Origin of the sequence: Nostoc sp., from assembly GCF_036919495.1 — a bacterium.
Taxonomy (GTDB): domain Bacteria; phylum Cyanobacteriota; class Cyanobacteriia; order Cyanobacteriales; family Nostocaceae; genus Nostoc.
The window spans coordinates 1-18,123 of sequence record NZ_JBALBZ010000174.1 but is presented as its reverse complement, the minus strand read 5'-3'; the positions used below and the strand labels follow the sequence as shown (position 1 = coordinate 18,123).

Sequence of the window (18,123 nt, the reverse complement as noted above, 5' to 3'; positions counted from 1 at the left end):
GGTTCTACTGCCAGTGCCCTTGCTAATGCTACCCGTTGTCTTTGACCACCAGAAAGTTGTGATGGATAGCGATCGCCTAATCCAGTCAATTGCACCAATTCCAGTAACTGTTCTACCCGCCCCTTAATTTTCTTTGGCTGTGCCTTACGAATTTCTAAACCAAAGGCAATATTATCCTTGACAGTCAGATGCTTAAATAGGGCATAGTGCTGAAATACAAAGCCAATATTGCGCTGTTGCACGCTTTGGTATGTAGCGTCCTTACCAGTCAGCAGGATTTTGCCGCTATCTGGCATTTCTAAACCTGAAATTAACCGTAGTAGCGTAGATTTACCTGATCCCGATGGGCCGAGCAACGCAACTAGCGAACCACTCTTAATTTCCAGGCTGACTTGATCAACTGCCTTGAAACTCCCGAATTGTTTGGAGACATTCTCAACTACTATGCCCACTGCTGCTGTACCTCTGCAATTAATCTACAGTTTCCTGCTAGGATTACTGTGTCTTACATATACCATATATCGTTAGTTAGAGATAAACAAGATTTAACCAAGATTTTAGCTACCACAACTGCCGCAATCGAGGAAGCTACAGTCAGCACCACTGCAATCCGGGAAACCACAATCAGGAGTTATACTAACCATTTCGGCACAATTGCAGCCCAAATCGGCACAATCAAAACAGTCAGTATTATTGGTGCTAATAAATGAGGATTTTTGAGCAACTTTACCAGATGTTTTTTGTCGTTGCTGCGTGTCTGCTTCCTCTTCTGTCGATTCTTCTGAGTTCTCGGTTTGCGCTCGCAAAATTTGGTTAGCTTGCTTACAAGCTTGAAATCTTTCACGGGAATTAACAAAAGCTGCTTTTAACCCTTCTTTAGCAACTACCCGCTTGAAGTAGCCAGAGCAAGATTCACCACCATATAACAAGCGGTGAGCGCAAACAAAGCCTTTGTATGGGGAAATATGCTTTTGATAGCCACTAATTGCGGCAATGCTGACTTGTCTGCTAAGAGAATCAAATGAAGAATGCTGCATATTGGGGACTAGGGCTAGGCAATATTCTTCATTCTTCCCAATCTCAATATCCAATCCACAATCCCTAATTCGTATCGAAACATTAAGGAATATTGCATTTGTGCAGGAACCTGGAGGAAAAGCGCCAAATCACTAGAAAGACCGTGGTACTATGCTCTCGGTAAATGTGAAGATTGGGAGAAAGACCTTTGACACTACGGGTTGCTGTTATTGGGTCAGGCCCTGCTGGTTCATCTGCCGCAGAAACACTGGCAGCCTCTGGGATTGAAACCTACCTGTTTGAGCGGAAGCTAGACAATGCGAAGCCTTGCGGGGGTGCAATTCCCCTATGTATGGTGAGTGAATTTGACTTGCCACCAGAGATTATCGATCGCCGGGTACGGAAGATGAAAATGATTTCGCCTTCCAATCGTGAGGTTGATATCAATCTGATAAATGAAGATGAATATATAGGAATGTGCCGCCGGGAAGTACTAGATGGCTTTTTGCGCGATCGCGCGGCAAAAGTCGGCGCAAATTTAATTAATGCAACTGTTCATAAACTTGATATACCAGGAAACAATACCGATCCCTATACCATCCATTACGTTGACCATACAGATGGAATATCACAGGGTATTGCCAAAACTCTGAAGGTGGATCTAATTATTGGGGCGGATGGAGCTAATTCTCGCGTTGCTAAAGAAATGGACGCTGGGGATTACAATTATGCGATCGCTTTCCAAGAGCGAATTCGCTTACCCGAAGACAAAATGGCCTACTATAACGACCTCGCCGAAATGTATGTCGGTGATGACGTTTCTACCGATTTCTACGCTTGGGTTTTCCCCAAATATGACCACGTAGCGGTTGGTACTGGCACAATGCATGTCAATAAAGCCAGCATCAAACAATTACAAGCTGGTATCCGCGCCCGTGCTTCGGAGAAATTGGCAGGCGGTAAAATCATCAAAGTAGAAGCCCACCCCATTCCCGAACATCCCCGTCCCCGTCGTGTTGTTGGTCGCATCGCTTTAGTGGGAGATGCTGCTGGTTACGTTACCAAGTCCTCTGGTGAAGGTATTTATTTTGCGGCTAAATCTGGGCGGATGTGTGCCGAAACCATTGTAGAAACATCTAACAGTGGTAGCCGTATTCCTACAGAAGGCGACCTGAAGGTTTACCTGAAGCGTTGGGATAAAAGATACGGACTCACTTACAAGGTGCTGGACATTCTGCAAACCGTGTTCTATCGTTCTAACGCCACCCGCGAAGCGTTTGTGGAAATGTGTGATGACCTTGATGTACAACGGCTAACATTCGATAGCTATCTGTATAAGACGGTTGTCCCTGCTAATCCCATCACCCAACTGAAGATTACTGCCAAAACTATTGGTAGTCTAATTCGGGGTAATGCCCTTGCACCTTAATTGAGTGCAAAGGACTGGGAATTGCAACAAGTACATTACTCAATTTTGTGGGGTGGACATTCTGCACGCTCATTAATCAGGGCGGGCAAGATGCCTACCCCATAATATATTTTTATCATTTGATAAGCTGTCGCGTCTTTACTTTTCCAAAGCATTCTTGATTTATCAAGAGTTACGGTGTCCAAAAAGTGCAACTTGTAGGCGCGACAGCTTAGTACAGCTTTGCGTAAAATTGTAGCGTTTTTAATGCAAAAGAACGCATTGGCATTGTCAGCCGATGCGTTGGCATTGTCAGCCGATGCGTTGGCATTGCAGGGTATTGCCCCTAAAACGAATACTCATTCACCTCGACGAAGGAGTAAGCATAATAAAGCGATCGCTCCAGGCTGTTAAAGTCAGGTGAGCAACGGGTCTGGCGTTGGCATAGCCCGTCGTAGACATCGCTGTCAGGACAATTTAGGTCTTAACTTCAGCGATAAATTGCTTTTTGAATAAATAAATGCTTAATTTTCTTTCCTATTTGTTTTTGGCTCAAGCATCGCCTTCTCCTGCACCTACACCACAGGAAATCTTCGTTCCTCAACAAACAAGACCTTTAACAGGACATCTTGATGAAGTACCGGTATTTAACAGTAATAACCCAGAAGTAGTTCAGAGTGAAGGAATTCTGCTGTCTACATTTCCTCCTCAAGGCAAAAAAGTACCCAGCGCCCACTTGAACTTTCCATTTCAGGGACGGTTTGATTTATTTTCTCACCATATTGCTAGAGCAATTGAGACTCCAAATGATTTGCGGACTCTTTATTTGGGGGTGATTGTTTACAATCCCAGCGATCGCCCTGCAACTGTCAATATATTGCAAGCAGCTAGTTATGTGAGTCAACCTGATGCACCTTTTGTCAAGCTGCCTCCCATGCTGTCAAATAATTCGGGAAATATTTATGCTGGGCCAGGCGATCGCGTGATGAATGATATGCTGCGAGTCAGACGGCAGTCAGGATGGCCAGCCCAGTTGGTAATTCCACCAAAACAAAGCCGGATGTTAATGAATCATCCAATTCCAGTGCGTTCTTTAACCCCGCCATTGAATGGACGTTCTACTTTGTTACATTTGTATAGCGATCGTCCTGTTTATCTGGCGAACCTAGCCATGTTTGCCAAACCCAATCCTGATGGTACTGAACGAGCGCCGACTTTAGAAGAATGGGAGAATTTGTTAGAAAATGGTGATTTTGCAGGGCCGCGTGAACCTGCTCCCAGTCCTCCCAATCACCTTGAAGGGGCAACAGAAATTTACGGACGGGTAGCTGGGGTAGCTGTTGGCTCTCGTTGGCAAGTACAAGTTACCAACTCGAATAGTTCATACCTAACAATTCCCGAATCAGGACAAGCTTTTTCCTACGGTTTAAGTACCCTTTTGGCAGGCAAAATGGGTACTGGACAAAACCAAACTGCTAAACTAGTGGCGCGTTATCCTGGTACTGCTTACGAAGCTCACGGCAACTACGGCATTGAATACAACATCTCTCTACCATTAATCAACAATACGAATAAGCCGCAAACTATAAAGGTGCTTTTCCAAACGCCTATCAAAGAAGATGAGTTAAGTAAACCAGGGCTTCGCTTTTTTTCACCACCCCAACCATCCGTCTTTTTTCGAGGTACAGTTCGTATTCGCTACAATGACGATAATGGCTTACCTAGAACCCAATACTGGCATTTAGTTCAACAAGAGGGACAGATAGGAGAACCGCTTGCTCAATTAAAAATATCCCCTGGCCAGCAGCGACTGGTACAAGTGGATTTTCTCTACCCACCTGATGCTACGCCCCCTCAGATGCTGACAATTCAAACTGTAGACCAAACTTAACGAGACAACCTGCGTCTTTGTTGCATCGACCTGCATCTTTGTTGTATTGACCTGCATCTTTGTTGCATCGACATGCGTCTTTGTTGTATCGACCTGTATCTTTGTTGCATCGACCTGTATCTTTGTTGCATCGACCTGCATCTTTGTTGTATCGACCTGCATCTTTGTTGTATCGACCTGCATCTTTGTTGTATCGACCTGCATCTTTGTTGCATTGACTTGCAAAAATTAAGCTACTCTACATTACGCAGTAACTTTAAAAAACTTGTGTCTACACCGTAGCCAATCGTGTTGACCAGAAATAAAAAGGCGTTACTGAATTGAATTATGAATCTTTGTAGAGACGTAGTATTGCTACGTTTCTACAAGGATTTTGGTCTTATGCAAAATCATTTTCATGCATGGAATCAGCAACGCCCGTTTTTGAGTTGGCTAAAATACAGGTTTTTGGTTTAGTGCAATTTCTGATAAAACAGATGTTGAATTGAATCTGCTGGGGCAAAATAGAAAACATGACGATTGAATCCAATTCCTCTAATCTACCAACCCCAGAACCAATCCCCGAAAACGACTTGCAACCTGATGACTTTGACGGGAGTGCAACTGAGAAGAACCTAAGCTCAGAAGTACTAGCTACACAACAAGCCCTAGCAGCGATCGCATCTTTGAAATCTCCGCAATATACAACTGCTCTCCAACAAGCCCGTTCTGACTTTCAGCAACCTACTACCAAGCAATTCGTGGTTAAGCCGAGGGCATTGCTAATTACTTTAATAGCGATCGCCATCACCTTCATTGGAGTTATCCTCAATAACTGGCTCGTCGGCATTATCGGAACCCTGATAACTTTGCTGTTATCCCTAGCGATATTATTGCCTTGGTTACAAAAAGCATTATACGAGTGGTTTTCAGCCCAAGAACGCACCTTGTTTGTTGCCATTTTGGGACTAATAGTAGCCATCATCGGCTTGATAAAGTTTACAGGTGTAGGCGATCGCTTGCTAGTTTGGGGACGCCAGATTAACTGGGAGATTGCTGGAACCCTAGCAGATTGGTTTGGTGCATTGGGGCAAATTCTGATCGCCGTCATCGCCGTTTACGTAGCGTGGCGACAATATGTTATTTCCAAAGACTTGACAATTCAGCAAAACCTGCTGACAGTTCAGCAAAATATTATTACCCAGCAGCAGACAATTGATTCCTATTTTCAAGGCGTTTCAGATTTAGTATTAGATCAAGAAGGATTATTAGAAGATTGGCCCCAAGAAAGAGCGATCGCTGAAGGACGGACTGCGGCAATTTTAAGTAGTGTAGATGGAAGTGGTAAAGCGAAAATTCTCCGCTTTCTCTCACGTTCCAAGTTACTGTCACCCTTACAACGCGATCGGCTATTAGGTCGAGCCATTCTCGACGGCAGTGGCGGATATGCAGAAGACCGCCTGGAAGGTGTGCGTGTCATCGATTTAGGCGTAACGCTAGCCGCAGCAGACCTTTCTAGTACTGATTTGCGTTGGACTGACCTGAGCGAAGCCAATCTTGTCCGCGCTAACCTGAGCGGTTGTGATTTAGTAAAAGCCAACCTCTCCCGCACAATTTTATATAGTGCCAATCTCAGTGGTGCTGATATCAACGGGATTCGCCTATTCTACGGAGTAGTGGATAAAGCATCACCCCGCAGTCGCACTGAACGACCAGATTATCAAACCGGCGAACACACTGGCGCTGTGGTGGAAAATGCCGATTTCACCAATGTGCAGCGCATGTCTGAGTCTACACGTAACTACTGTTGTGCTTGGGGTGGTGAAAAAACTAGAAGTACTATTCCTGGTGGTTGTGAAGGCATTCCCAATAAGTTGGGAAGATAGTTAATAATGTACTTTTAATTTGCATAACCAAGGTGGGCAAGATTCCCACCCCACGATAGTTTTACTTCGAGATAATATACAAGTAAAATTTTCAACAGCTTAGAAATTTTGGATTATCTTTAATCGGTTCACCTAGGTTAAATACCAATACGCTTCGGTTAAGGCTAAAAGTTTTGGAAAATTTTTTAGTTATATTCTCTAACAAACTTAGACGGCTAACTGTTAATAACCAACAGCTAATAATTATAAAAAAATTAGCAATCAGACATTAACAATTAGCCGTCAACTCCCTTGGGGAGTATTTAAAATTCAAAACTTAATTTTGAATTGTAGTATAGACGCCTGTCAGAAATATTTCCGCAGGATAGTAACTCTCAAGCACGCTCATCAAATTTAGTGTATGCACTACCAGATTTTATCCAGTATTGTTTCAAAGTATGATGAGGCGTATGTAAACTAGCTTTTGCCTGATATAAAATGACTTGGCGATGATCGCCCATCCATATTTTATTAATGGGTTCAACGGATATTACTGTTCCTCCTAAAGAAGCGACACATTGAGAAAATCTTTCAATGGTGGTATATTCTAATGTCTCGAAGATAAAAAAATTACCCGAACAAATCAAGTGGCGACTGCGAATCCAGCAGCGCATTTTTTTTTCAGCTTGTGGAGGTAACATTTTAGATTTAATAGATTCAAGCTGAATCGACATAAAGCGCTCACCGCACATGAATCATCAGCAAAACTTTCCCGTTTTTCAAATCGCAAAGTGCCAGAGGCTGGCCCCCATATTTGCTTGTGGGTTTCAATATCCATACCTTTATCTAGATTTATCCAAACAAATTTTTACCACCGCCGACTTATCGACGGATAGAGCCTCAATGTCAGTGTTAGAAAGCACTTGCTCAAAGTGAGTGAATGCTAAATAACGATCGCTATGGTGCGATCGCCATCGTCCAATTGAAAGTTCAAAGTATTCAGTAATTTCCATTAGAAAAGTGGTTTGACAAAGTAGCTTACAATCCAAAAGGTATCTTGGCTAAAAAATTATTCTCCCAGCCGAGATGCTACCCTTCTCGATCATAACCGCATTCAGATGTGCTAAGTGCTGTTAGCGATCGCGGGGCGTTGAGCCAGTGCTGAGTTAGGATTACTGAGTTATTATTCTCTTCGTTTTTCCCAGTCCCTTTCTCATCTATTTTTAGGCAAATCTAAGCAACTTCAGCGATCCTAATGATTTTGCCGCCCGTCCTAGTTTCGTAAAGAAAAGAGAAATAGAAGTGAGGTTTTCTAAATACTGTGAAAAGTCAGGTATATAATTTGATGCAAAGTCCCTTGTAGACATCGCACCAAGTTTACTAGCATACAGCGACATTCTTGAGGATGGTCATCGGGCCTTGGGCCTTGAGAATCTCCATTTCTGCTGCATTTTTCACTAGTAAAGCACCAGCAAATCCTAATGAATTTACAGAGATAGACTGGAAATGCTCCTGCGATCGCGGTACGATTAACATCCATTCTCGCGTCGCTAACAGATTGTAAGCACCAGTTCCCACACAATGTAGCAAAGTACGATAAACTTCCAAAGTTGCTTGTCCCCCCGCAAATGGCGATTGTACCCAATGGGGATTTAATGGTGCGAAAGCGTGTACAAAAGGAAGTTTTGGTATTACGTTGGTAAAGCCTAACGTTGGCGTAGCGGATGCACCAGAAGGTATCGATTCCTGAAATTGTGCTGCTGTTAGTAGAGGTTCAATGGGTATCTGCGGCCCCGAAAGTGCAAGTGGTAGCGGCACTAATTGCAAGTGCTTGTGTCGCTGACTAGCGCCTGCGGTTTTGCCACTGTTGTAAAATGCTAAACCATCGAAATCAGCTAAACATGCCCACATAGCCGTAAAATCTTCCAGGGTGAGTAAGCTTTCCTGTTCCTCGAAGGCGCGGGTGATGATTAGCAAGTGATAATCAACAACATTGAATTTATTCAAGATACATACATGAGTCTCGGAAATATCCGCCACAAATAAATCCTCTTCGTAGGGCAAAAAAGGATTAAACTCTTCACCAGAAGTAGCAGATTGTTTTTCCTGTTTCTCCTTAGCTGCTTTTTTGCGATTCAGGTTAGACAAGATTCGCACCAAAAAGCGCGCTCCATCCTGTTCAACAAATTCAAATTCTGTCGGAATCGATAGTAGCGCCCCGCATTGCAAAGCATGTTCAGTCCGTTCTTTAACACTTGTCCATAAAGTGCCAGGCTTAAGTAAAATTTTTCCCCGTGCCATTTTTATACCTTCAGGCATAGTACGAACACCCAGCACAAAGCTGTGCCCCTTTAACAATGACTATATTGCAATACGGTTCAGTAAAATATCAAAGCTTTCATAACAACGCAATACCTCCGCAACAAAACTGTCACAAATCATATCTACATTAGTAATACATCTAAATATCTTTCCAGACAGCAATGCAAAACGAATCTCGCGACGGAGAACACCCATCAAATAGCATTTCACATAACACTGCTGATGCCAAATACCATAATCGAGCACCCTGGAAAAAGGCTGCCGCCTCTCTATCGCTGGTGCTGCTGGGATCAGGTATGACATTAGCAGGCGGCTATATGGCCGGACACCCTCGGCAGGTGTCTGAAAATGCATCTAATTTGGCAGTGAGTCGAGTAAATGCTGCTCCTCCATTACCAGCTACCACAGATCCTAACTTTGTTACCCAGGTGGTGCAAAAGGTCGGCCCGGCTGTGGTGCGGATTGACTCTTCACGAACCGTAAAAACCCAGATACCAGATGAATTTAGCAACGATCCATTCTTCCAACGCTTTTTTGGCTCTCAAATACCAGATCAACAACAAAATCGAGTAGAACGGGGTACTGGTTCAGGTTTTATTATTAGTGCTGATGGTCGTATTCTCACCAACGCCCACGTAGTTGATGGTGCTGATACAGTAACAGTAACCCTCAAGGATGGGCGTACCTTTAAAGGAAAAGTGTTAGGTAAAGATGAGTTGACAGATGTTGCTGTTGTCAAGATTCAGGCGGACAATCTACCGATAGTAGCTTTGGGTAACTCAGATAAACTGCAACCGGGAGAATGGGCGATCGCGATCGGCAACCCCCTTGGATTAGATAATACAGTAACTACCGGAATCATCAGTGCTACCGGACGCAATAGCAATCAAATCGGCGCTCCCGATAAGCGAGTAGAGTATATTCAAACTGACGCAGCAATTAATCCCGGTAACTCCGGCGGCCCCCTGCTAAATTACCGTGGCGAGGTAATTGCCATGAATACAGCCATTATCCAAGGGGCACAAGGATTAGGCTTTGCTATTCCTATCAACACAGCCCAACGCATTTCCAGTCAACTAATAGCTACAGGCAAAGTAGAACATCCTTATCTAGGAATTCAGATGGTAGGGTTAACGCCTCAGCTAAAACAGAATATCAACTCAGATCCCAATAGCGGTTTGAGTGTGAATGAAGATAAAGGTGTATTAGTTGTGAAAGTTGTCCCAAATTCACCAGCTGCTAAAGCAGGGATACGTGCTGGGGATGTGATCCAAAAGCTTGGTGGGCAAACAGTCACAGATGCCAGCAGTGTTCAAAGAGCAGTAGAAAATAGCCAAGTCGGGGGCGATTTACGTATGGAATTACGTCGCAATGGGCAAAATCTTAACATAGCTGTGCAACCTGGTGCTTTCCCCGCGCAAGTACAATAATCGCTGTGGTAAGCCTTTTTGAGCGATTTTTGAGTAGTAATATCAGCTTCTAAACTAATTTCAAAAAACCAAGAAAGCTCAAAATAAAGCCGTCTTACTAGTAAGACGGCTTTATTCATAGGTATACATTCATGAGCATAATTAAACATACAATAAAATTCGAATTTCTAGGAAGCGATTGCTCGCTCACAGGAAAGTCTATCAAGACTAAAGTCCTTACTACAAACTCGGAGTTATGCTGAGACACCGATCGCAAAGTTACAACTGAATTTTAAGCTAGAGCCACTGCTGGTTGCTGCCAGCGTCCCACCGCCTTCCCAATCACTGCTAATTCTTGCATTAAGTTATCGAAACGGTCTGGTGTGAGAGATTGGGGCCCGTCGGATAAGGCTTTGGCAGGGTTAGGGTGAACCTCTATCATCAAGGAATCTGTGCCAGCTGCGATCGCAGCCATTGCCATTGAAGGCACAAATTCAGACCAACCTACGCCGTGGCTGGGGTCAATCATAATTGGCAGATGAGTCAGCTTTCGTAACACTGGCACTACTGATAAATCCAGCGTATTTCGCGTATACTGACGGTCAAAGGTGCGTATTCCCCTTTCACACAAAATTACATTGGAATTGCCGGATGCCAGAATATACTCGGCTGCCATCAACCAATCTTCAATAGTAGCCGCCATTCCCCGCTTCAACAGAACTGGTTTCGGCTGCGCTCCCACTTTTTTGAGCAAGGAGAAATTCTGCATATTCCTAGCCCCCACCTGGATTACATCAGCAATTTCGGCAATTTTATCTAGGTCAGCAGCATCCATCACTTCTGTAATAATACCTAGTCCGCTTACTTCCCGCGCCCTCGCCAATAAATCCAAAGCACTCTCGCCGTGTCCTTGGAAGGCGTAAGGTGAAGTCCGCGGTTTGTATGCGCCGCCGCGCAAAAATGTAGCTCCAGCCGCCTTGACGCGCCGCGCTGTCTCCACAATCATTTCTTCATTTTCTACCGAGCATGGCCCGGCAACCACTACTAAAGGCTGGTTTTCACCAAATATCACCGCTCCATTAGGAGTATTAACCACCACTTCCGAAGCTTCGCCGTGGCGATACTGACGACTGGCTCGTTTGTAAGGCTGCTCTACCCGCAACACCTGCTCAATCCAAGGGCTTAGTTCCTGAATTTGTAGTGCATCTAAGCTGGCGGTTTCACCTACTAAACCAATAACTACTTTGTGTTGACCAATAATTTTTTCTGGAGTTAGCCCCCAGCTAGTTAGTTCCTCATCAATGCGGTTTATTTCCGCCTCTGGGGAACCACTTTTCATTACTATAATCATGTGAAAGTTCCTGATTATTAATTGAGTAAAATTGTCTGTAAATGGACTAGCTTTATTGTTGCTTATTAGCCTAATTACAAAGAGTTAAAAATAAAATATATTTACAAAATATAGCGCCCAGTCAGTAATTTTACTGCTAAATAACTGGAATGGGGTATAAAAAAGATTAAATAATTTTAATTAGCAATGTTGAAGTTATAAAATTTCAACTTCAACATTCATTTCTTCATCTACCCAATACCGCAGTTATCTACTACCTGAGCGCCGATAATTATGAGTTTTTTTGGCGAGTTTCGCGCCAAACTGCCACCATTCGTCCCCAATTGGTGTTGAACTCACCCAATCCCAGCAAAGTTCCAACTCTTTCTTCATCCCAAGACGCAGAAAGAACGCCATAAGTTATCCCTAAAACCCCTAAACCAAATAATCCTATATTCACCAATAACACGGCGATGGGAGGTAGCTGGATCTTGGAATAGATAGCAAGCAAATAGCTGACAACCAGGACGCTAATGCCCAAAGCTGTTGGTACACCACAGAACCCAGCTACCCGGCGGATCATCCTCTGGCTGACTACTTGGGGAATAGCCATCTCTTGTTTGGTGTAAGACCGTTTTCTATCAGCCTGTTTGCCAGATTCTTGTGGCTGTGCTGCTGGTTTACTTTGAGTTTTTGCGGGTTTTTGGCGCTTTTTGTTTGGTTCAAAGGGCAAGCGACTGCGTTCAGATTCTTCAGCAGACATAAGCGATAATCCCTATCCACGAATACCGAGACGAGCGATCAAAGCTTGATACTTTTCCCGACTTTCTTGTGATATATAGGCTAGAAGACGCTTGCGCTGACCAATTAGCTTTAACAGTCCCCGCCGGGAAGAATGATCTTTTTTATTTGCCTGGAGATGTTCGCTGAGGCGGTTAATGCGCTCAGTTAGCATGGCAACTTGGACATCGGCCGACCCAGTGTCGGTTTCGTGAACTTGGTAGTTGGAAATTATTTCTTGTTTCCGCAGTTGCGTCAGAGCCATGATCGATTCAATTTCTAGTTTTTCTAAATGTATGTAGCAGTCTCCCATAATATCACAGCCATCAAGGTGGATGTGGAATCATCTTTGCTCCTACGTCTTGCACTCTACGAGACTAAGTAAGTCAGAAGCCAGACCCCAGTATCTTTTGCTAGTAGACGCCCTACCAAATCGTATTTGCATATACAACATTCTTATCAAGCTATCTACAAATTGCTAATCATTGTGATAATCTTTTTGTTTGATAATCACACTTCAATATGAGATACCAGGTAGGGGGTAGTCTTTGTAGTAACGATCCCACGTATGTTATTCGTCAGGCAGACGAAAAACTTTATACAAGCCTGAAGGCTGGTGATTTTTGTTACGTGTTCAATTCTCGCCAGATGGGCAAGTCATCGCTACTACAGCGTACAAGTTATCGTCTCAGACAAGAAGGCTATAGCTGTGTTTACTTGGATGTGACCACATTGGGTAGCGAGGATACGACACCGGAACAATGGTATAAAGGTATTATTATCAGCTTATTCTACGGCTTAAATCTGGTGGGAAAAGTCAAATTTAAGCAATGGTGGGAGATGCAAACAGGTCTTTCGGCTGTGCAAAAACTACACCAGTTCGTAGAAGAAGTGTTGCTGCCAAACGCCAAAGCCGAACGTATTTTCATTTTCATTGATGAGATTGATAGTTTGTTAAGCTTGAGTTTTCCTGTCAGTGACTTTTTTGCCTGGATTCGTCATTGCTATAATCAGCAGGCACACGACCCAAATTTTCAACGCCTAGGATTTGCCCTGTTTGGGGTAGCTAGTCCGTCTAACCTAATTTCTGACAAACGTCGCACACCTTTTAACATTGGTACAGCGATAGATTTACAGGGCTTTAAACTCTATGAAGCCACGCCATTGCTAAAAGGATTAGAGGAAGTTATAACTCAACCTGAAGCAGTACTTCAAGAGATTATTTACTGGACAGAGGGACAACCATTTCTTACCCAAAAACTCTGTCAGTTAATTGTCCATACAGCTTTAAAAACATCTAATAGAAAAATTGATTTACCGCCAGAAACTGAAACATCTTGGGTAGAACAATTTGTGCGATCGCACATTATTCAACACTGGCTAGCCAAAGACGATCCCGAACACCTCCGCACAATTCGCGATCGCCTACTTTTTAACGAACACCGAGCCGGAAGATTATTAGAGCTTTACCAACGAGTGTTACAAGCAGAGGAAGCAGGAAAGCAGGGGACAGAGGACAGGGGACAAATCAAAGACACAGTTTATACTTCATTATCTGATCTTCTTGTCTCGAACGATGATAGTCAAGAACAGACAGAACTGTTGTTATCTGGTTTAGTCGAGAAACACAACGGCTATCTCAAAATTAAAAATCCCATCTATCGGAATATTTTCAATGCTGAATGGGTTATCAAGTACTTAAATAATCTCCGCCCTTACTCGCAAGCATTCAATACTTGGGTAGCCTCTTCCTTTAAAGATGAATCGTGCCTTTTGCGAGGACAGGCTCTAAAAAATACTCAAAATTGGGCGCGAGGCAAAAGTCTAAGCGATTTGGATTATCAATTTTTAGCTGCAAGTATTGAATGCGAACGACGCGAAGTGCAAACAGCATTAGAGGCAGCTCGGGCTGATTGGTTCAGTCAGTGGCGATAGTACGGCTCTTCACAGACTATAACTGCTCAACAAATATCTTGGCTGTATAGCTTGGCAAGTCAGTGACTAAACCATCTTCTTTAACTTCAACTTCACGATTATCAAAGCAATCTTGCCAATTCAAAGTTAGCCAATTGGCGCACTGCATCAAAGCGAATTCCATCAATGTGATACTCCTGAATCCAAAATTGCACTACAAACCTTGAATTCTTCATAACCACTTACTTACCCAAAACATAGGGTTAGCACCTGCTCAGTAAATAGACCTTTCTCATACCTTTTGAGAGGTTACTTGCTTTGAAATGGTTATACATCTATCTTTAGTTAGTTTTGATTAAAAATTAATATCATCTTTTTAAATTTGCTTGGTTTTGAGTTTTTTATAAGACAGAAGACTTATTCTCTGTTGCTTCAATAAACGCCTCAAACTGACCATTAGGTGTCCATTGAATAGCCCCGTCTCGTCCTGTAAAAAATAATTTTGTTTGACTTTGATTTAGTTCTGATAAGACTTTTAGATCAAAGTTGGCAGAAGAAGCGATCGCTACTTGTGGTTGCAAAGCAATAACTAAATCTTTTAATGACTGAGGGGCACACCATAATACTTGTGGACGAGGTAAACTACCACTTTTAACTAGTTGCTGTACTTCTTTAGACTTGATATTACCTACTAACAACCAATTTTGATCTAGAATTTGTAATTGTAATATAGGTAATTGATCGTTGATTAATTGCGCTACTATAGAACCCATTTTCACAGCTTGACCAACTGCTAAAGGTTGGTAAGCTCCTTGAGATTTTTGTAGTTCTTGTTGAATTGCCTGAGTTGCAATGGAATTTTCTGATTTGGGGGAATATTCATAAAAATTCTTGATAGGTAAACGTTGCAGTAATTCCAACCAAGCATTACTTTCATTACCTTGGAAATCAGTTGCGATCGCCCAATTAATTTGATTTACACCCTGTTGTTGCAAAAACGGTAAAATTGTAAAACGTCCTGTCCCTTCATCGCCACTATTAATTACAGTTACAGTACCTCTATCTTGAACAACTACAATTGGTTCCGTACCAGATTCTAATACTGTTATCCTAAACAATGTATTTGTAGAATGCCAAAGAGGGATGAATACTAAACCAATGGCAATCACATTAGCAAACCACCACCGCTTCTGCCACCAAGGCACTAGCCAAACTAATAGAATCAGTGCATAAATCGCCAAAAGTTGCCAAGTAGATATGCTGCCTACAGCAACAGAATTCCCTGGTAGCTTGCTAAAAAACTCTACTAATTTAATTAACCAATCAGTCGGGTAATGTAACACCGCAGCTAAAAAACTTCCAGCCTGAGTCCAAATTAAACCTACTAAGGCACTGATGATTCCACCTATACTAATTATCGAAATTAATGGAGTACTAACCACATTCAGCAACAAACTATAAGATGGTACAACCCCAAAGACAAAAAGTTGCACAGGTAAAGTCCAAATAGTAGCAGCTAGGGGAACAGCAATCAAAGCTGCGATCGCAGGTGGTAACCATGCTAGGCGATTAACTAATGGGGGTACTGTTACAACTAATCCCAGTGTTGCTAAAAAACTTAATTGAAAGCCTAAATCCCAAATCCATAGAGGATTAAATACTAATAGCAAAGTTGCTGCTAATAGTAGTGAGCCGAACTGTTTGACTTTTCTTTTTAATAGCAAACCAACTAATGCCGCAAAACCCATAATTACGGCTCTAAGAACCGCAGGTTGAAAACCTGTTAAACTCAGAAAAATGATTAAAGCCAAAAAGCCAAGAGTAAATTGCGTTCCTTTTCTTGCCCGCCTGGTTAACTGTAAAATCACACTCAAAATCAAAGAAGTTTGGAACCCAGAAGCTGCTAAAGCATGAGCTAATCCTGCTTGTACAAATAAGTCACGGATATCGTAGGGTAAATCAACAGCTTTGCTTCCCAACACCATTGCACTGACAAGAGGCCCTTCAGGGATACCCAACCAACGAACTTGCGATCGCACAATTCGCTCCCGAATTTGCCACCATCCCCATTTACGTTCCTGATCCAAAACATTTATTTGTCGCCCAATTAAACCAGCAAAGGTTCCTTCCTGCTTCAGAAACTTCTGAAAATCAAAACCACCAGGATTTGAAGCCGCCTTTGGTTTGTACAAAATCCCAGTCACAGCAATTTGTTGACTAGGGTATAACCCAGTCGCCTGAAGTATAGGCACTGTCACATACAATTTACCTGTAACCCCTTTTGGCACACCTGCTAAACCTTTGTCATTTTTGACTTCATCTAGCTGAGTCGCTTCCAGCCAAAATTGTCCACGCTGACTGCGAGTTAAACGGGGATTACTCGCCACTTCGCCACGAACAATTACAAGTTGTTCTTGATTACTGCTATTTCCAAGCGGAACGAACTGACTAATATCTTTTGCACCTGGTTGTGGCACTCGCCATTGAAAATATAGAGTTGCCAATAATCCTACCAAGCCAGCAGCTAGCCATATTCGAGGATGGGGATTAGTTTGCCAAGTATTAGGCACTGCCTTATTTTTGCTCCCAGCATTTTCTGCTTTCTGAGCAAGTTGCTGTAAAGTAGTGCGTCTTTTAAAAAGAATTGCTCCCACTATCCCCAGAACCAAAATCCACACACCACCCCAAGGAACTGCTGTAAACAGCAACCCAAAAATGTAGCCAAGACAAATAATTACACCACTGGTTTGAATCATAAGATTTTTTGTAAAAGCACCTGACAACCCAAATTTACAGTTGACTTAAAAATAGCTAGGACAACAATATAGAAAAATTGGCATTGCTGAATTTGGCTATGAAATTCAAAAATAAAATATTCCAAACTCTTATTATCTGCGCTTGGAGCGCCTATGCGTGAGTTTTTCATCTCTTTAATCAGCAACAGCGAAAATTTTTATCCTTGTGGTGAAATATAGTCCATCAAGTTTATACAAAAAAAGCCCGCACAGGCGGGCCTTATCTTGTAGCTTTAATGTTCTAGACTCAATATTTAACTGTATTTTTGTCCTTTAACAAAAGCCGCATCACAAAGATATACTTAGCTTAAACCTCAGCAGAGCATGGATAATTGGGAAAACTCTACGTACCTAGCCTGCGGGAAAGAAAAGCGCCTATGCATTTACTTTACCTTCCTCTTGCTTTTAAAACCTTACGTTTTTATACAAAGCTGTACTTGGTTTGAGTAGTCGCACCCTTGATCATATTGGGCTTCCTGTTGAACTTACAGTATCTTTGAGTAACGGAAAACCCAACTTCTCCCTTTGCTCAACATATAAATGAGCTACTTTCCTAGCTAAATGCCGAATCCTGGCAATATAGCGAGTTCTCTCCGTCACGGAAATCACACCTCTAGCATCCAGCAGGTTGAACGTGTGTGAACATTTCATTACATAATCTAAGCTAGGCAAGACCAATCCTTGCTCCGTCAATTGGGTAGCTTCCTGCTCATATAAATTAAATAGTGTCAGTAGCAACTCAGGATTCGACGCTTCAAAGTTGTAAGTACACTGCTCAATCTCTCCCTGAAGGTAAACATCACCATAAGTAATGTTGTCCGTCCAATGAATCTTAGTAATTGCCTCTACTTGCTGGAGATACATTGTCAGCCGCTCTAACCCGTATGTAATCTCAATCGACACCGGACGACAATCAATTCCCCCACACTGTTGGAAATAAGTAAATTGAGTAACTTCCATCCCATCTAACCATACTTCCCAGCCAGTGCCCCAAGCTCCCACCGTTGCATCTTCCCAGTTATCCTCTACAAACCGAATATCGTGGTCTTCAGGACAAATACCTAAAGCCCTTAACGAATCAAGATAAATCTCCTGAATATTATCTGGGGACGGCTTGATCAGAACTTGATACTGATAATAGTGTTGGAAGCGATTAGGGTTTTCACCATAGCGTCCATCTGTAGGGCGACGACAAGGTTCAACGTAAGCAACAGCCCACGGTTCCGGCCCCAATGCTCTTAAAAATGTCTGCGGATTCTTAGTACCAGCCCCCTTCTCTATATCGTAGGGCTGGGCTATGAGACAACCGCGATCGGCCCAAAACTGATGCAACAAAGCAATAACCGACTGAAAATTCACGCATCCCCCTTATTTGGTTGGCACAGTGCATAAACCATTGTTGCCTAGAAGCAG

Annotated in this window: 19 protein-coding genes; 7 read left to right on the top strand and 12 right to left on the bottom strand. The window is 42.8% G+C overall.

Features of this window, described 5'->3' with window-relative positions; all coding sequences use genetic code 11:
- Both V7K25_RS25425 and yidD read right to left on the bottom strand, forming a co-directional pair.
- Positions 1-452 (bottom strand): sulfate/molybdate ABC transporter ATP-binding protein (locus tag V7K25_RS25425; RefSeq protein ID WP_335161763.1); only part of this gene is annotated, 452 nt, incomplete at its 3' end.
- Between the two features lie 105 nt (positions 453-557).
- Positions 558-1,037, bottom strand: coding sequence for a membrane protein insertion efficiency factor YidD (yidD, locus tag V7K25_RS25420; protein ID WP_335161767.1), 480 nt, complete (start codon positions 1,035-1,037; stop codon positions 558-560).
- Between the two features lie 188 nt (positions 1,038-1,225).
- Between yidD and chlP the strand changes: the two genes are divergently transcribed.
- The 5 genes from chlP (at position 1,226) to V7K25_RS25395 (ending at position 6,181) form a co-directional block, all read left to right on the top strand.
- Positions 1,226-2,446: a geranylgeranyl reductase gene (chlP, locus tag V7K25_RS25415; RefSeq protein ID WP_335161761.1), complete on the top strand. Its 1,221-nt coding sequence runs from the start codon at positions 1,226-1,228 to the stop codon at positions 2,444-2,446.
- Between the two features lie 246 nt (positions 2,447-2,692).
- On the top strand, positions 2,693-2,839 hold the full coding sequence (locus tag V7K25_RS25410) for a hypothetical protein (protein ID WP_335161759.1): 147 nt from the start codon (positions 2,693-2,695) through the stop codon (positions 2,837-2,839).
- Between the two features lie 106 nt (positions 2,840-2,945).
- Positions 2,946-4,316 (top strand): DUF3370 domain-containing protein, encoded by a 1,371-nt coding sequence (locus V7K25_RS25405; protein WP_335161757.1) that lies wholly within the window; start codon positions 2,946-2,948, stop codon positions 4,314-4,316.
- A 59-nt stretch (positions 4,317-4,375) separates the two neighbouring features.
- Complete coding sequence (locus tag V7K25_RS25400; RefSeq protein WP_335161756.1) at positions 4,376-4,534, top strand: hypothetical protein; 159 nt, start codon at positions 4,376-4,378, stop codon at positions 4,532-4,534.
- Positions 4,535-4,828: 294 nt separating this feature from the next.
- Positions 4,829-6,181 carry a pentapeptide repeat-containing protein gene (locus V7K25_RS25395; protein ID WP_335161753.1) on the top strand — a complete coding sequence of 451 codons (1,353 nt, stop codon included), beginning with the start codon at positions 4,829-4,831 and terminating at the stop codon, positions 6,179-6,181.
- A 374-nt stretch (positions 6,182-6,555) separates the two neighbouring features.
- On the opposite strand, the gene V7K25_RS25390 is transcribed toward V7K25_RS25395, so the two are convergent.
- The 4 genes from V7K25_RS25390 to V7K25_RS25375 form a co-directional block, all read right to left on the bottom strand.
- Positions 6,556-6,894: a CpeR family transcriptional regulator gene (locus tag V7K25_RS25390; protein WP_322650563.1), complete on the bottom strand. Its 339-nt coding sequence runs from the start codon at positions 6,892-6,894 to the stop codon at positions 6,556-6,558.
- Positions 6,804-6,998, bottom strand: a complete 195-nt coding sequence (locus V7K25_RS25385; RefSeq protein WP_335161750.1) for a hypothetical protein — start codon at positions 6,996-6,998, stop codon at positions 6,804-6,806. Before V7K25_RS25385 ends, V7K25_RS25390 begins: the two co-directional genes overlap by 91 nt.
- Positions 6,999-7,002: 4 nt before the next feature.
- Positions 7,003-7,173, bottom strand: a complete 171-nt coding sequence (locus tag V7K25_RS25380; RefSeq protein ID WP_335161748.1) for a phycobiliprotein lyase — start codon at positions 7,171-7,173, stop codon at positions 7,003-7,005.
- 367 nt (positions 7,174-7,540) lie between these two features.
- Positions 7,541-8,461 carry an ATP adenylyltransferase family protein gene (locus V7K25_RS25375; RefSeq protein ID WP_335161765.1) on the bottom strand — a complete coding sequence of 307 codons (921 nt, stop codon included), beginning with the start codon at positions 8,459-8,461 and terminating at the stop codon, positions 7,541-7,543.
- A gap of 182 nt (positions 8,462-8,643) precedes the next feature.
- Here V7K25_RS25375 and V7K25_RS25370 point away from each other — a divergent pair, with 182 nt between their 5' ends.
- On the top strand, positions 8,644-9,912 hold the full coding sequence (locus V7K25_RS25370; RefSeq protein ID WP_335161746.1) for an HhoA/HhoB/HtrA family serine endopeptidase: 1,269 nt from the start codon (positions 8,644-8,646) through the stop codon (positions 9,910-9,912).
- A 271-nt stretch (positions 9,913-10,183) separates the two neighbouring features.
- Here V7K25_RS25370 and aroF read toward each other — a convergent pair whose 3' ends face one another.
- The 3 genes from aroF to rpsO all read right to left on the bottom strand — a co-directional run bounded on the left by aroF (position 10,184) and on the right by rpsO (position 12,266).
- Positions 10,184-11,242, bottom strand: a complete 1,059-nt coding sequence (gene aroF, locus V7K25_RS25365) for a 3-deoxy-7-phosphoheptulonate synthase (protein ID WP_335161744.1) — start codon at positions 11,240-11,242, stop codon at positions 10,184-10,186.
- Between the two features lie 271 nt (positions 11,243-11,513).
- The gene (locus V7K25_RS25360; protein WP_335161742.1) at positions 11,514-11,984 is read right to left on the bottom strand and encodes a PAM68 family protein; all 471 of its coding nucleotides are present in this window, start codon (positions 11,982-11,984) and stop codon (positions 11,514-11,516) included.
- Positions 11,985-11,996: 12 nt separating this feature from the next.
- Positions 11,997-12,266 carry a 30S ribosomal protein S15 gene (gene rpsO, locus V7K25_RS25355; protein WP_041565894.1) on the bottom strand — a complete coding sequence of 90 codons (270 nt, stop codon included), beginning with the start codon at positions 12,264-12,266 and terminating at the stop codon, positions 11,997-11,999.
- Positions 12,267-12,523: 257 nt separating this feature from the next.
- Between rpsO and V7K25_RS25350 the strand changes: the two genes are divergently transcribed.
- Positions 12,524-13,936 carry an AAA-like domain-containing protein gene (locus V7K25_RS25350; RefSeq protein WP_335161740.1) on the top strand — a complete coding sequence of 471 codons (1,413 nt, stop codon included), beginning with the start codon at positions 12,524-12,526 and terminating at the stop codon, positions 13,934-13,936.
- A 16-nt stretch (positions 13,937-13,952) separates the two neighbouring features.
- On the opposite strand, the gene V7K25_RS25345 is transcribed toward V7K25_RS25350, so the two are convergent.
- The 3 genes from V7K25_RS25345 to glyQ all read right to left on the bottom strand — a co-directional run bounded on the left by V7K25_RS25345 (position 13,953) and on the right by glyQ (position 18,069).
- Positions 13,953-14,099: a hypothetical protein gene (locus V7K25_RS25345; RefSeq protein WP_335161738.1), complete on the bottom strand. Its 147-nt coding sequence runs from the start codon at positions 14,097-14,099 to the stop codon at positions 13,953-13,955.
- Between the two features lie 217 nt (positions 14,100-14,316).
- Positions 14,317-16,671, bottom strand: a complete 2,355-nt coding sequence (locus tag V7K25_RS25340; RefSeq protein WP_335161736.1) for a ComEC/Rec2 family competence protein — start codon at positions 16,669-16,671, stop codon at positions 14,317-14,319.
- A gap of 501 nt (positions 16,672-17,172) precedes the next feature.
- Entirely contained in the window at positions 17,173-18,069 is an 897-nt protein-coding gene (gene glyQ, locus V7K25_RS25335) for a glycine--tRNA ligase subunit alpha (protein WP_335161734.1), read from the bottom strand.
- Positions 18,070-18,123 lie beyond the last annotated feature (54 nt).